Annotated in this window: 11 protein-coding genes; 6 read left to right on the top strand and 5 right to left on the bottom strand. The window is 67.1% G+C overall.

What is annotated here, in order from left to right; translation table 11 throughout:
- Positions 1 to 132 precede the first annotated feature (132 nt).
- Together BKE41_RS01370 and BKE41_RS01365 are read left to right on the top strand one after the other, a co-directional pair.
- The gene (locus BKE41_RS01370) at positions 133 to 1,362 is read left to right on the top strand and encodes an MFS transporter (RefSeq protein WP_053620672.1); all 1,230 of its coding nucleotides are present in this window, start codon (positions 133 to 135) and stop codon (positions 1,360 to 1,362) included.
- A gap of 47 nt (positions 1,363 to 1,409) precedes the next feature.
- Positions 1,410 to 2,906, top strand: a complete 1,497-nt coding sequence (locus tag BKE41_RS01365; protein ID WP_070998341.1) for an amidase family protein — start codon at positions 1,410 to 1,412, stop codon at positions 2,904 to 2,906.
- 40 nt (positions 2,907 to 2,946) lie between these two features.
- Here BKE41_RS01365 and BKE41_RS01360 read toward each other — a convergent pair whose 3' ends face one another.
- From BKE41_RS01360 to BKE41_RS01350, 3 genes are all read right to left on the bottom strand, one after another.
- Positions 2,947 to 3,159 (bottom strand): PilZ domain-containing protein, encoded by a 213-nt coding sequence (locus tag BKE41_RS01360; RefSeq protein WP_245295878.1) that lies wholly within the window; start codon positions 3,157 to 3,159, stop codon positions 2,947 to 2,949.
- A 138-nt stretch (positions 3,160 to 3,297) separates the two neighbouring features.
- Positions 3,298 to 3,618: a hypothetical protein gene (locus tag BKE41_RS01355; protein WP_070998339.1), complete on the bottom strand. Its 321-nt coding sequence runs from the start codon at positions 3,616 to 3,618 to the stop codon at positions 3,298 to 3,300.
- A gap of 487 nt (positions 3,619 to 4,105) precedes the next feature.
- Entirely contained in the window at positions 4,106 to 4,393 is a 288-nt protein-coding gene (locus tag BKE41_RS01350; protein ID WP_070998337.1) for a hypothetical protein, read from the bottom strand.
- Positions 4,394 to 4,982: 589 nt separating this feature from the next.
- Between BKE41_RS01350 and BKE41_RS01345 the strand changes: the two genes are divergently transcribed.
- The 4 genes from BKE41_RS01345 to BKE41_RS01330 are packed head-to-tail and all read left to right on the top strand — an operon-like array spanning position 4,983 to position 11,860.
- The gene (locus BKE41_RS01345) at positions 4,983 to 8,246 is read left to right on the top strand and encodes an efflux RND transporter permease subunit (RefSeq protein WP_070998336.1); all 3,264 of its coding nucleotides are present in this window, start codon (positions 4,983 to 4,985) and stop codon (positions 8,244 to 8,246) included.
- A complete protein-coding gene (locus BKE41_RS01340) occupies positions 8,246 to 9,631 on the top strand; it encodes an efflux RND transporter periplasmic adaptor subunit (RefSeq protein WP_070998333.1) in 1,386 nt (461 codons plus the stop codon). Before BKE41_RS01345 ends, BKE41_RS01340 begins: the two co-directional genes overlap by 1 nt.
- A 5-nt stretch (positions 9,632 to 9,636) precedes the next feature.
- Positions 9,637 to 10,488 carry a response regulator transcription factor gene (locus tag BKE41_RS01335; RefSeq protein ID WP_312892335.1) on the top strand — a complete coding sequence of 284 codons (852 nt, stop codon included), beginning with the start codon at positions 9,637 to 9,639 and terminating at the stop codon, positions 10,486 to 10,488.
- Positions 10,475 to 11,860 carry a HAMP domain-containing sensor histidine kinase gene (locus BKE41_RS01330; RefSeq protein ID WP_024827795.1) on the top strand — a complete coding sequence of 462 codons (1,386 nt, stop codon included), beginning with the start codon at positions 10,475 to 10,477 and terminating at the stop codon, positions 11,858 to 11,860. The genes BKE41_RS01335 and BKE41_RS01330 overlap by 14 nt, the downstream gene beginning before the upstream one ends.
- A 63-nt stretch (positions 11,861 to 11,923) precedes the next feature.
- Here BKE41_RS01330 and BKE41_RS01325 read toward each other — a convergent pair whose 3' ends face one another.
- Complete coding sequence (locus BKE41_RS01325; RefSeq protein ID WP_070998331.1) at positions 11,924 to 12,217, bottom strand: hypothetical protein; 294 nt, start codon at positions 12,215 to 12,217, stop codon at positions 11,924 to 11,926.
- 566 nt (positions 12,218 to 12,783) lie between these two features.
- Complete coding sequence (locus BKE41_RS01320) at positions 12,784 to 14,385, bottom strand: porin (protein WP_083374253.1); 1,602 nt, start codon at positions 14,383 to 14,385, stop codon at positions 12,784 to 12,786.
- Positions 14,386 to 14,683 lie beyond the last annotated feature (298 nt).

Below are 14,683 nucleotides of genomic sequence, written 5' to 3'. Positions count from 1 at the left end.
GGCGCATCGATGCCGGCTGAGGATCGGAGAACGCGCGGCCCTCGGCGCCGCGTGCACGGGCGGCCGAGCCCGACTCGGCAACCTGCGCGGGGATTCGGCTCCGCGCGCGCTTTATCGAACCGGAGCCAGACCATGGACCCCGCCCAGCCCGCGCGACCGGGCCGACCCTATCTGGGTTTCGCGCTGCTGTACGCCGCCTACTGCATCTCCTACGTGGACCGCGCCGCGATCGCGCTGGCCCTGACCCAGATCGGGCGGGAGTTCGGCCTCAGTCCGACCGAGTACGGCGTGGTCCTGAGCGTCTTCTTCTTCGGTTACTCGCTGATGCAGCTGCCCGGCGGCTGGCTGGCGGACCGGTTCGGGTCGAAATACGTCGTCATCGGCACGGCCGTCGCGTGGTCGATCTTCACCGCGCTGACCGGGCTCGCGTGGTCGTTCACGTCCCTGATCGTCATCCGGCTGATCTTCGGTCTGGCCGAGGGCGGCTTTCCGGCGGCCTGCATCAAGGCGGTCTCGGAGCAGTTCACCGGACCGGCACGCCCGAAGATGTCGTCGCTGATGATCTCGTCGAACTACGTCGGAAGCCTGCTCGCGCCCCTGGTGATGGCCCCGCTGCTGATCTATTTCGGCTGGCGCCACGCCTTCTTCATCGTCGGCGCCGCGGGCCTCATCTTCGGGCTCGTCTATGACCGCATGATCCCGCACCGCCCCCCCGCAGAGGTCCCCGGCGCAGCCCGCGCCGGACGCGGCCCGTCGGCTCCGGCGCGCGAACTCCTGCGCAACCCGCTCCTGTGGCAGCTGATGCTCGTCTGGTTCGGCCTCGGCTGCATCAACAAGGGCCTCGACGCGTGGATGCCGACCTACCTGCTTCAGGCGCGCGGTCTCGACCTCAAGGCGGTCGGCCTGCTGACGCCCCTCCCCTTCATCATGGCGAGCATCGCGACGGCGATCGGCGGCTGGGTCATGATTCGATTCTTCGATGGCCGGGAAAAGTACATGATCGTGGTCAGCACGATGCTGACCGGAATCTTCCTCTATCTGATGTACCAGGCACCGACGATCGCGGGCGTGATCACCTTCCAGTCGATCACCTACTTCTTCAAATCGTTCGTCTTCGCCGCGGCCTTCGCCCTCCCGACCAAGCTCATGCGGGACGATCAGATCGGCACCAGCATCGGCATGGTCAATCTGGGAGGCCAGTGCGCCGGCTTCATCGCGCCCCTGGTGATGGGCCTGCTGGTCGATCACTACGGCACTTACGACGCCGCGTTCGACTTCCTGCTGACCGCCGCCGCCGTCGCGACCCTGGTCGCATTGACCATCCGGAGCCGCTCCACCGCCGTCGTGCCGCAGGCGGCCTGACGACGTTCCCATCGATCCGCGTGCCGAATTCTGACGGAGATGACGCCGTGACCGACCTTTGCGACATGTCCGCGGTGGACCTGCGCCGCCTCATCGGGCGCGGGGATATCTCCCCCGTCGAACTCCTGGACTCGTGTCTCGACCGGATCGCCCGGATCAACCCGGCAGTGAACGCGGTCGTCGCCCTCGATACCGAGCGGGCGCGGGCCGCGGCGCGGAGAGCCGAGGCCGCGGTCCGCGTCGGCGAGCCCCTTGGCCCGCTCCACGGCATCCCGGTCGGCATCAAGGATACCGAGGACACGGCCGGGCTGCGCACGACCTACGGCAGCCCGATCCACGCCGACAACGTCCCGGCGCGGGACCTCGGCCTCGTCGCGCGGCTGCGCGAGGCCGGAGCCATCGTGCTGGCCAAGACCAACACGCCTGAATTCGCGGCCGGCGCGAACACGCGCAACACCGTCTACGGTGCCACCGGCAACGCCTTCGATCCGACGCGCTCCGCGGCGGGTTCATCGGGTGGCTCGGCGGTCGCCCTCGCCTGCGGCATGGTCCCGCTCGCGTCCGGCTCGGATACCGGGGGGTCGCTGCGCAACCCGGCCGCCTACGCGGGGATCGTCGGGATGCGCCCGTCCTCCGGACTGGTCCCGAACGAGCGTCGCGGGCTCGGCTGGGCCAATCTTCCGGTGAACGGGCCGATGGCCCGGACGGTGGGCGATGCCGCCCTCATGCTCGGCGCGATGGCCGACGATGATCCGCGCGATCCCCTCGCCTACACGCTGCCGGGCGAGCCGGTGCGCGGGCGCGCGGATCGCTACGACCCGCACCGCGCGCTCGACCTCGGCGCCCTCCGCGTCGCGTTCACGGAGGATTTCGGCTTCGCGCCGACCGAGCAGCACGTCCGGCGCGTGTTCCGTCACCGGGTCGCCTCCCTGTCGCCGCTCTTCGCCACCGCCGAGACGGCGACACCGGACTGCGCGGGGGCGGATGAGGCCTTCGCGATCCTCCGGGCCGCGCAGTTCCTCGCGCTCCACCTCGACAATTACCGCACCCGGCCGCACCTTCTCGGACCGAATGTCCGCACGAACGTCGAGGAAGGCCTCGGCTACACGCTCGCTGACTATGCCCGGGCGGCGAGCGTCCAGACCGCCATCTACCGGACTTTCGTGGACTTCTTCCGTCGGTACGACCTGCTGATCAGCCCGACCATCACGCTCTCGCCCCGCCCCTGGACCGAGCTGTACCCGACAGAGATCGACGGTGCCGCCACCCGCTCGTACTTCCACTGGCTGGCCCTGGCCTACGGCGTGACCCTCGCAGGCCACCCGGCGATCAGCCTGCCGCTCGGTGTCGACGAGGCCGGCCTGCCCTTCGGCGTACAGGTCGTGGCCCGGCGCGGCGGCGACGCCGACCTGCTCGCGGCGGCGGCGGCCATCGAGGCCCACTGCGCCGGCCGACCGGAGCTGACCCGTCCGAGACCCGACCTCGCTGGACTGGCCGGGCGGGCGCCGATCGCCCGGAGCCCCGGCTTCTTCGATCTCGGCTGATCGATCGCGCCCCAGTGGAGCCGTCGGCACCGGCCGGCGGTCACTCCATCAGGTCGGTCAGAGCCCCGATCTCGTCGGCATTCTTCCAGACCGTCTCGCAGCCGATGACCTTGTCGGTGGCGTCGATGGTCAGCGTGAACGCGGAGGGAACCCGATCGGTCCCCACGAGCCTGAGGCGGACGCCCCACCGCGACATGTCGTGCACCACGCAGGGGATGGCGGGGTGGCCGGCCACCGAGATGCGTCCGTTCAAGTTGACGGATACGCGCCGGGCGTTGCGCTGGTTATCCATAAGTACTCCGCGCTCAAGCGCCGAAGACTAGACCGCCACAGTTCAATAAGCCGTTCACAAACTGACGCCAATTGCGCTTAGAACCCGCGTCGGGCCGCCTCATCCTGGGGCTTTCGGTTGCCGGTTGGGAAGCCACCGGGAGACGAAGGGTAGCGGCCGCACCGCCCCGGACCGGGTGCCGGCATCACCGTGCGCCTCGTCCGGAAGCAGCGACGCGATCAGATCGAGCAGCTTCTCCCGCTCCTCCCCGGTGAACAGCACGAGGAACGAGCCGAGATCCAGCTGCACCTCCGGCGCGTCATCACAGGGGCGATGGGAGACGTAGGGCTGCCCGGACTGGCCGTCGCGCATCAGCGCCCAGCGTTCGCCGCCGACACCGACATGGAATTCGCGCGCGATCCGTGGGGCCTGTTCAATCATCGCTCATCCAGCGCGCGATCAGCGTGCAATGTTCGATGAAATAGAGTGCACAAAGGCGACGAGATATAACCTGGTACAAGGATTCACAGTTTTCGGCGGCCGCCGCGTGGTCGCGCGGGACAGCGCGTCGTTTCCCAGGTTGCGCGCCGCCGTCGAGGGGTTTCCGCAGCGGCTCCGACCGGGCCGGCCGCGGTAGGGACGCGATGTTCGGCCCCGCGCGTGTCGTCGGCCACTGCAACGGCGACCATGTCGACCACGGCGCCCGGGATGGCATGCTCGGCTGGACTCCATCCCGCACGTCGATTGCCGGGGCGCGGACCGTCGGGTGCGCCGGATCGTGCGCGGGCGGCACCCGAGCGCCGGTTTCGCGCCCCGCTACGGCAAGGGGCTGCACGACTCTCTGACCTGATCGCCTCCGGTCCGGCGGGCTCTGTCGCGCGCTCGGCGCGGGCTCGTCGCCCGCTCTCGGCCCCTTCGACGAACGGCTCTAGCGATACGCGTGCGGGCGAGAGCGCTCGAAGGCGTCCGCGCAGGCGGTGTCGAACAGCTTGCAGGGCGGCTGAGCGTCGCCCGGCTCAGCCATCATCGGCTGTCCGCGGATGTCTCCGGCGGAGTGGACCTGCGCGTACCGCGATCGCGGATCGAAATAGGGATCCGCGGTGTAGCTGCTCATGAACGCACCGCCCGCCGGCATCTCGCTCTCGGACAGCGCCGGGCCGATCTGCAGCGGAAGCGACAGCGCCAAGACGAGGAGCCGTGAACATCGTCTGACCATGGGCGCGTTTCTCCCCGAGCGCGCGTGATCGGCAGCGCGCAGGCCGGTCGCCGAGTTTCTCAGGCTGGAATGACGTCGCCGCCGCGAGATAGGCGGCCGGTCTATTCAGGAGGGACCACCTTCACGCGGGCATTCCAGGGACAGCTTTCCGCTGCGCATTCAGCATAACCGCCCCCCCCCCGCCCCGACCGCTTTCGCCGGATCGGCCAGTCCCGTTTTCGGGACGATCGTACAAGATGACCTCGGGCCGCAAGAAAATAAGATTTACGCCAGCAAAGATCGAATTTCTTTTCAAAATCTTTTTTCAATACCCGGTGCGAGAAACGGCGATAGCGATCCGCTGCGCAGGATGGGCCGGTGGCGGATCAGTCTCACACTTCAGAGAACCGGTGTCGTTTTAAGTTTCTTAAAACCGCTTCAGTTTGTCGTGCCGAATTCATTCGAACAGCGATTTTACGAAGGCTATATCTGCGTCGCGCCGGGCTATTGCCCAGGCTTCTCTTCGCAAACGAGGCTCGATCGGCTCGTTGTCCAGCGGACACGCCGCGCGGAACGAGGCCAGGCCACGGCAGGACATCCGACTGATCTCATGGAACTCGTCCGGTTCGCCCTGAAATTTCGCAAGAGCTTCTATGTTCTCGCCGTCCTCATGTTCCTCACGGGGCTCGGCTCGATCGCCGTCGCGCCGAAGGATGTGCTGCCCGCCGTCGACATCCCGGTGGTGGTCGTGGTGTGGACCTACAACGGTCTCGACGCGACCGACATGGTCCAGCGCATCACGAACTACAGCGAGTTCTCGCTGTCGAGCAACGTGAACAACATCCGGCGGATCGAGTCGACGGCGATCCAGGGCACGGTCACCGAGCGGATCTACTTCGACTCTGCCGTCAGCATCGACTTGGCGATGACCCAGGTCGACTCGGCGATGAACGCGATCCGCTCGCGCATGCCGCCGGGCGTGCAGCCCCCGGTCATCATGCGCTTCTCCGCGTCCTCGGTGCCCGTCATCCAGATGGCGCTGTCGTCCTCCAAGCTGCCGCTCACCGAGGTCTTCGACTACGCCCAGTACCGGACCCGCCGGCGGCTCGCCGAGGTGCCGGGCTCCACGCTGCCGTCGCCCTACGGCGGGGCGCCGCGTCAGGTCATGGTCGATCTCGACCCCGCCAAGCTGCGCGCGATCGGCATGACACCGCTCGATGTCCTGAACGCGGTCCTCACGCAGAATCTCGTGGTTCCCTCGGGTCTCGCGAAGATCGGGACGCAGCAATACACGGTGCGGCTGAATTCGAGCCCGCAGCTGATCGATCAGCTCAACCGCATCCCGATCAAGGTCGAGAACAACCAGCCGGTCCTGCTGCGCGATGTCGCCCACGTCCGGGACGGCGCGCCCCCGCAGATCAACGTCGTCCGCGCCGACGGCCACCACTCCGTCCTGCTGCAGGTCCTCAAGAACGGCGCGGCCTCGACCCTGGACGTCGTCAACGCTGTCAAGGCCGCCCTGCCGGACATCCACGCCGCCGCGCCGAAGGGGATGATTATCACGCCGCTGTTCGATCAGTCGGTCTTCGTCTCCGACGCCATCTCCGACGTGGTGCGCGAGGCGGTGATCGCGGCGGGGCTCACCGGTCTCGCCATCCTGCTGTTCCTTGGCTCCTGGCGCTCGACCATCGTGGTGCTGGTCTCGATCCCGCTCTGCATCCTGACCTCCCTGTCGATCCTCGTCGCCCTGGGCCAGACCATCAACGTGATGACCCTGGGAGGCCTCGCCCTGGCCGTCGGGATCCTGGTGGACGACGCGACGGTGGCCATCGAGAACACCTTCCGGATGTTCGAGGAAGGCTTCTCGTTCCGGCGCTCGGTGGTGGAGGGCGTCGCCGGCATCGCCAAGCCGGCCCTGATCTCCACGCTCGCGATCTGCTCGGCCTTCTCGGCCGTCTTCTTCCTCACCGACGCGCCCCGCTACCTCTTCGTCCCGCAGGCCGAGGCTGTGGTCTTCGCGATGCTGACCTCCTACCTGCTGTCGCGGACGCTCGTGGCGATCCTCATCGACGTCCTCGTCGCCCCGGAATACGCACGGCACCACGGCGGCCCGATCGCTGAGACCGAAGGGGCGTCGCCCCGCCGCTCCGTCCTCGGCCGGATTCTCGGCGGCGTGACTCGGCCCCTCGCCTGGATCCTCCGGTATCCGCTGCGCGGGCCCCTCGCCTTCCGCAACGCGTTCGAGCGCGCTTTCGCGCGCTTCCACGCCGGCTATGTCGGCCTCCTCTCCGCCGTGCTCGGCCATCCCGCCCGCGCGCTGTGCGGCGCGCTCGCCGTCGTCGCGGTGACAGCTGCGATCTTCCCCTTCGTCGGGCAGGACTACTTCCCGCAGATCGAATCCAGCCAGATGACCCTGCACATCCGCACGCGGCCGGGTGAGCGAATCGAGCAGGCGGAGAAGACCTTCGCGCAGGTCGAGGACGTCGTCCGACAGGTCGTCCCGAAGGACGAGCTCGGGCTCATTCTGGACAATATCGGCCTACCCGCCTCGAACTACAATTTCGCCTTCATGGACGCCTCTTTCGTCGCGTACAATGACGGACAGATGCTGATCAACCTGAAGGGCGAGCACAAACCGATCTCCTACTACGAGAAGCGGCTGCGCCAGATCCTGCACGAGGCCTTCCCGGACGATACCTTCTATTTCCAGCCGTCCGACATCATCACGCAGATCCTGAATTTCGGGACGGTCGCGCAGATCGACGTGCAGGTGTCCGGGCGTCACGATGCCGAGGACCTCGCGCTAGCGCAGGACCTCGTCCGCCGCATCGGGGCGGTCCGGGGTGCGGTCGACGTCCACCTGCATCAGATCGTCGACGCCCCGCAGATGTACGTGAACGTCGACCGCAGGCTCGCCTCGGAGATGGGCGTGAGCGAACAGTCCATCGCGCAGAACCTCAACGTCTCGCTCTCCGGCTCCTTCCAGGTCAGCCCGAACTTCTGGGCCGATCCCAAGTCCGGCATGCCGTATCAGCTCTGGGTCCAGACGCCGGAATGGCGCAACGCCGACATCACGCAGCTGATGAACACGCCGGTCTCCGTGCACGCGACCGCGCATGACAGGCCCGGCATCCCGATCCTGCTGTCGAACATCGCCACCATGCAGCGGCGTCCCGAGCAGACGGTGATCAACCACGTCAATCAGCAGCCGACCTACGACATCCTCGCCAACGTCCAGAACGCCGATCTCGGCAGCGTCCGCAACGCCGTCGACCGGATCGTCGCCGAGGAGCAGGTCCGGCTCCCGGCTCCGGACAAGATTCTCGTGCGCGGCCAGATCGAGAGCATGGAGAGCGCCTTCTCGCGCATCGAGATCGGGCTCGGGATCGCGCTGGTCGCGGTCTATCTGCTGCTCGTCCTGAACTACCAGACCTGGGTCGATCCCTTCGTGGTCATCGCCGCCCTGCCGCTGGCCTTCTGCGGCATCGTGATGAGCCTGTTCATCACCAGCACGGCGTTCTCGATCCCCGCCCTGTTCGGCGCGATCATGTCGGTCGGCGTGGCGAGCGCGAACTCGATCCTGCTCGTCACCTTCGCCAAGGAGCATCGCGAAGCCACCGGCTGCTCGGCCAGCGAGGCCGCCCTGATGGCCGGCCATACCCGCCTCCGGCCGGTGCTCATGACCGCCTCCGCCATGTTCCTGGGACTGATCCCGATGGCGATCGGGGCGGGCGAAGGCGCCGAGCAGAATGCCGCCCTCGCCCGCGCGGTGATGGGCGGGATCGGGATGGGCACCGTCTCGACCCTGCTGTTCGTCCCCCTTCTCTACACCCTGCTCCGCCGCAACCCGATCAAGCCCCTCGAGGATTATTGATGACCGACTTCAACGACGCCCCCGGGAGCGGCGCCGAAGCCGCCGCGCGGGCGCACCGGCTTGCGGTCGAGATCGACCCGCTGCGGCAGGACCAGGCCGGCGAGGCGCTGGTCCACGCCGTGCCGCCGCCGCCGCGCAAGCGCCCGTTCCTCGTGGCGCTCCTGGCGCTCGGAAGCGCCCTCGGGCTCGGCGCGTGGCGCCACTGGGAAACCTATCAGGCCTCTCTGTTGACGCAGTCGGAGGCCGTGAACTTCGTGCCCAACGTCCGCACCGGGCCGGCGCAGGTGGATGACGGGCCGATGATGCTGACCCTGCCGGGCCAGACCGAGGCCTTCGACCATGCCGACATCTTCGCCCGCGCCACCGGCTACATCGCCGAGCGCCGGGTCGACATCGGGTCGCGGGTGAAGAAGGGCGATCTCCTGGTCCGGATCACCGCGCCCGACCTCGATCAGCAGGCCCGGCAGGCCGAGGCCCAACTCGGCCAGTTCGAGGCGCAGCTCGCGGTCGCGCGGGCCGACGTGGAGCAGGCCGAGGCCAGCGTGACGCTCGCGAACGTCACCGATGCCCGCACCGCGACCCTGGCCGGGCAAGGCTGGGCCTCGAAGCAGAATGCCGACCAGACCCGGGCCGGGATGCTGACCGCCACCGCGTCACTCGCCGCCGCGCAGGCGAAGGTGAAGGTCGCGGAGGCCAACATCACCGCCCAGCAGGCGACCGTCGACCGGCTCCGGACGCTGACCACATTCGAGAACGTCGTCGCGCCGTTCGACGGCATCGTGACCGCCCGCAAAGTCGATGTCGGCGATCTCGTCCACGGCGATGCCGGCTCCGGGACGCCGCTCTTCACGATCGACAGCACCGATGTGCTGCGCGTCGCGGTGCAGGTGCCGCAATCGGCCGCCGTGGGCATCCGCGACGGGGTGAAGGCGCGCGTTCAGGTCGCGCAGATCCCGGACCGCGCGTTCTCCGGCTCGGTGTCGCGCAGCTCGGTCGCTCTCCGATCCTCGGTGCGGACGCTCGACACCGAGGTCGACGTCGCCAACCCGGACGGGGTTCTCCGGCCCGGTCTCTACGTCGCCGTCACCTTCGCGGTGCCGCGCACGCATCCGCGCGTGATCGTGCCGTCCGAGGCGCTGATCTTCGACGCGGACGGGACGCGGGTCGCCGTGGTCGGGGCCGACGGCACCGTCCGGCTGCGCCCGATCACGATCGCGCGCGATCTCGGCACGCGCCTCGAATTGCGCAGCGGCCTCGAGAGCGGCGACACCGTGGTCCTCAACCCGCCCGCCGGCCTCCAGGACGGCAGCCGCGTCAACCCCAGGAGTTCCGTCGCCTCGCAGGGCCCGACAGCCAAGCTCTCAGAGCAGGCGAGCGCGGAGTGAGGCGCATGGTCCAGAGCCCCCGCTCTCCCGTAAGCTTCGCCGCCCCGATGATGCAGACCGCCGGCCGCGATCGGACCCCATTTGACTCCGGGACCGAAGAGGATAATTGCACTCCTCCCTCCGAGCCGCAGGAGACCAGACAGGGCCGGCGAATACAAAATAAGAAGGAAAAACGAATGGCCAACGTATTGGTAGTCGAGGACGACCGGCGGGTCGCCGCCGAGATCGGGTCGGCCCTCGCGGAATACGGATTTCAGGTAGACGAAGCGCCGAGCGGCAGCATCGGACTACGCAAGGCCCTCGACGGTAACTTTGACGTGATCGTGCTCGATCGGATGCTCCCGGAGATCGATGGCCTGTCGCTGCTCACCGAGCTGCGCGCCGCCAAGGTCTCGACGCCGGTCCTGATCCTCAGCGCCCTTTCGGCCGTCAACGAGCGCGTCGACGGGCTGCGCGCCGGCGGCGACGACTACCTCGCCAAGCCGTTCGAGTTCATCGAGCTGACGGCGCGCGTCGACGCGCTCGCCCGGCGCAAGATGGCGGCCGAGGCGGTGAACGAGCTGGTGGTCGGCGATCTCCGCCTGGACCTGATCGAGCGCGTCCTCTACTGCGCGGGGCGCGAGATCGAGCTCCTGCCCAAGGAGTTCGCGATCATCGAGTTTCTGATGCAGAACGCCGGCACGCTGGTCAGCCGTAAGATGATCTTCGAATCCGTCTGGGGCTACAGCTTCAACCACCAGTCCAGCGTCATCGACGTCCATATCGGCAAGATCCGCAAGAAGTTGGATCCCGACGGGCTGAACCCGCGAATCCACACGGTGCGCAACACCGGCTTCATTCTCCGTGCGCCTTCTTGAGATCCGGCGCACCAGCGGCTTCCGGGTCGCCTGCCTGTTCTTCGCGACCTTCGGGACCGCGTCGCTCGCGCTGTCGGGCTTCCTATACGTCGACACGCGCAGCTACGGCCGCAAGGCCGCGTTCGAGTGGGTCGGGTGGGAGTCGAAGCACCTCCTGAGCCTGTCGCCGCGGGCGCTGCGCGAGCGCATCGACGCCTCCGAGGATTTCGCCGAAGGCGGCCGTCCGCTCGTCCTGTTCGGACCAGACCACGTGCGCCGGGCGGGCGCGCCGATCGACTTTCCCGATCAGGCGCCGATCGGGAGGCCGTTCATCCTGTCGCAGCCGGTGGACCACCGCAGCCGCACGCTGTTCAGCCAGCTCACCGAGCTCCCGAGCGGCGAATACGTCCTGGTCAGCCGCTCGGCCCAGGATCTTCAGGCTCTCGAGAAGGCGCTGGTCGAGACCTTCGTCTGGGGGATGGCCGCCACCATCGTCATCGGCCTGATCGGTGCCGTGGTCTTCGGCGCCGGCTCACTGCGGCAGAACGATGCGATCACCAAGGCGGTCGAGCGCATCATGCGCGGCGACCTGAGCGAGCGCCTGCCGACGCGCGGCGTCTCGGCCGACCTCGCCCACCTGACCCGCGTCGTCAACGACATGCTGGATCAGCTCGAGCGGCTGATGCTGGAGATCAAGGGCGTCAACGAGAACATCGCCCACGACCTGCGCACGCCGCTGACCCGGGTGGTCGGCACGCTGGAGCGCTCGCTCCGCAAGGCCGACAGCGTGGAGACCTTTCGCACCTTCAACGAGGACGTCCTCGCCGAGGTCAAGACCATCGTCGTCCGGTTCTCGGCCCTCTTGCGCATCTCCGAAATGGAAGACCGTCTGCGCCGGTCGGGCTTCACGCAGGTCGATCTCGGTCGGCTGCTCGAGGACGCGGTGGAGTATTACGAACCCCTCGCCAACGAGCGCGGCATCGAACTCCTCTGGGACCGCCCGGAAGACACCTGTGCGATCGAGGGCGACCGCAGCCTGATCTTCGAGGCGGCGAGCAACCTGATCGACAATGCCCTGAAGTTCACGCCGGCCGGAGGAGTGGTGACGGTCGCGCTGATCCGGAATCCGCTGGGAATCCAGGTCACGGACACGGGCTGCGGCATCCCGGCCGAGGAGCTGAGTGCCGTCCGGGCCCGGTACCGCCGCGGGGCGCTGAAGACCGACAAGAGCGGCTTCGGGATCGGCCTGAGCCTGGTCGACTCCATCGCGCGGCTGCACAGCGCCGCCTTCGACATCGCCTCCGACGGGACCGGCTGCCGCGTGACCCTTAGCTGGACCCACACGGTCGGGACTGATCCGTCCGTCGATCTCCTGCCCGCCGCGTCCCACTGACGCCGTCGCGCCCGGCCGATCCCGTCCCGCGGGATCGGCCGGGCGCATGGCCTCGGAGGGGTCTCAGTAGGACAGCTGACCGCGCCGACGCTCGCGGCTGTTGAGGCGGCTCCACTGCCGATTGGCCGGGACGGTCTCGATCGCGCTGGGCCGCTGGACCGCGGCGCTGTAGCCGGTCGCGCCTTCCCACATGCCGCCCGCCTTGTCGTTGCCCTCGGACGCGGACCATGGGTCGAGGCCGCTGCCGTTCGTCCGGATGATGAGGCTCGGATCGATCGCCGCGCCCGCGTTCTGGGCGAAGGCGGGACCCGCGACCAGCACTGCGCCCATCGAGCAGGCCAGGACGATGTTCTTCATGATGTTCTCCCGCTTCTCGAGCTGTCGCCCAACGGCGACGTACCTGCAAGATGCCGCATGACTGATTTAAACTCTATATTTTATTGAATAATAATTCTTCTACTCTTTGGGTAGTTTTCAATATTACAAATATTTTTGTTTTCCCGGGTGCAGTGGTACAGATCCGCCAGGATCGCGACCACCGCGACCGCGTGTGGGGCTGCGCCGCTCGATTCTCGCGGACTGCCGCGCACGGCGGGAGCATGCAGCGGACATGAAAAAGCCGACCGGTTGCCCGGTCGGCGAAGTCTTATGGGTCTGAAGCTCTGGGTCAGACGGGCCATGCCCTGGTACCCGGGACAGCCACTCTGAAACCATAGCATCCGCTCGCTCGGCGGCGAAGCAGGCCGCTGAAGAGCTGCCCTCTTTGTAGATGATTCCGCGCGATGCGCAAGCAAAAGATCTTTTATTTGTTTAATGTACTCGAATTCATTCGACGATGTATGTCCGCAGCCAAATATAAAAGCCCGACCTCGCGGTCGGGCTCAAGATTAGATCGTGCGTTCGCGATGAAGCGTCACATCGGCTCAGAAATCTCGCTGCACGCGGAACCGGAATTGGGCCGCGTCCTGCGAATTGACGTAGCGTAGCGCGTTCTTCGAGATGTCCGGCGTGACGCCGCTATTCAGCGCCGTGCGGATGTACTCGCCCTCGACGCCGATATCGAGGTCCTTCACCGGGGTCCAGATAAGGCTGGCGCCGGTGATCATCTGGTTGTTGCCCCGCAGGATGGGGCTCGTGGCGAAGGCCAAGGCGTTGGACGCGCTGGCCCCGGCCGGGGCGAAGCCGAAGCCTAGCAGACCCAGCGCGTTGCGGCCCTTGGAGTTGTAGTCGATCTGCGCGTAGCTGCCGAAGAAGGCCGATCGCCAAGCGGGCGACCAGTAGTGGAGCAGGGACGCCACGGCGGAGAACGAGGTCGATAGCTCGAGTCGACCGGTCGTCGGGTTCAGCACCGCGTCCGCATAGTATTGCGCGAACGAGCCGCCGCCGACCGGCGCCGCACCGAGAGCGTCGTACGGCGCCGTGTAGTTCGAGATGCCCGTGTAGGCGATGGCACCCTGCCCGTAGGCGCCCTGCAGGTAGAGCGTGTCGCCCGTCGCGATGAACGGCAGGTTGACCTTCAGGCCGCCCTGAACTGCCCAGCCGTAGGCGTTGGAGGCGCGTCCCGTGGGCGAGATGCCAAGACCGGCCGTCGCGGTGGTAATGCCCGCGACCGTGCTGCCGGCGTCGCCGGCATTGATCTCGTGAACGGCGGCGGAAAGCTGTGCCGAGCCCCAGGCTTGGTCGATGCGGGCCACGCCGATGAAGTCCGGCATGCGGCTCTTCTGCGTGACGTCGACGAAGGCGACGTTGCCCGCACCGACGACGATCGGCGCGAGCCAGGTCGACGGGGTGAACGGGTTGAAAGCGTTGCTGTAGCCGGCAAACCCGCCGCCCGCCGTGAACGCACCGACCGCCGAGCCCGTGCCGAAGATCGGAAAGCGCCGGTAGGTCGGGTCCTCCATCGAGGCGGTCAGCGTGATGCCGTTTCCGAAGACTGCCGAGTAGGCGAGCAGGTTCGTGCTGAACGTATCGGAGCCGGCTGTACCGCCGATCAGCTCGAAATCGTGCGCGTAGAAGTCGAAGAACGAGGACGCACGGCCCGCGGTGAGTCCGGCGAACTGGATGAAGGCCTTGTCGGCATTGACGTAGGTCTGTGTGCGGCCGAAGGCGTCGGCGCCGAGGCCCGCAATGGCCAAGCTCTCGCGCTGCCGGGATCCCGAGGTCAGGAACGGCCCGCTGCGGTTGGCGACGTCGATGCGCAGGAACGCGCGCAGGGTTCCGTAATCGGTCTGGGTCCGCGAATCGAGATTCAACCGCATCAGGCCGAGATAGCCGGTGAGGTCGCCGCCGCCGCCCGTACGAACCTTGCTGGTCTGATACAGGAAGTCATACCGCGCTCTTCCGGACAGCCGGATGCAGGTATCGGTCCCTGGGATGTAGAAGAATCCGGCGCCATAGGCGTTGCAGACGCGTACGAACTCGACCGGCGCCGCCTTGAATGTCGGGAGATCGGCGGCGTACGCACCGCCGATCGGGATCATCAGGGCCGAGCAGCCCAGTAGCAGCGCCTTGATTCTGGTCATCATAACCCCGCATCCGACGCCGTGGACGTGCCACTGCAGGCGTCAACCCAACAATCCGCGTTCACGCACGTGTTCGGGTGCCGACACGATGCGACGTCGCAGTGGTTTGGAGAATTGGCCGCTCTATCGAGAGGCAGCTTGACCGTATCCGTCAAGGATTGATTTTACAAATAAATTGCGCTTCTATAATTCAACGGGAATTGACTTCATGAAATTTGTTTCGGTATCTTAAGCGATCGCGAGAAGGTGAGCGCGCGTTCGGCGCATCCCGGCCATCGCGGCCGCGTCGGATTGGCGGAAC

It is taken from the genome of Methylobacterium sp. C1, assembly GCF_001854385.1.
Lineage (GTDB): Bacteria > Pseudomonadota > Alphaproteobacteria > Rhizobiales > Beijerinckiaceae > Methylobacterium > Methylobacterium radiotolerans.
This window is presented reverse-complemented; position numbering and strand designations above follow the sequence as displayed.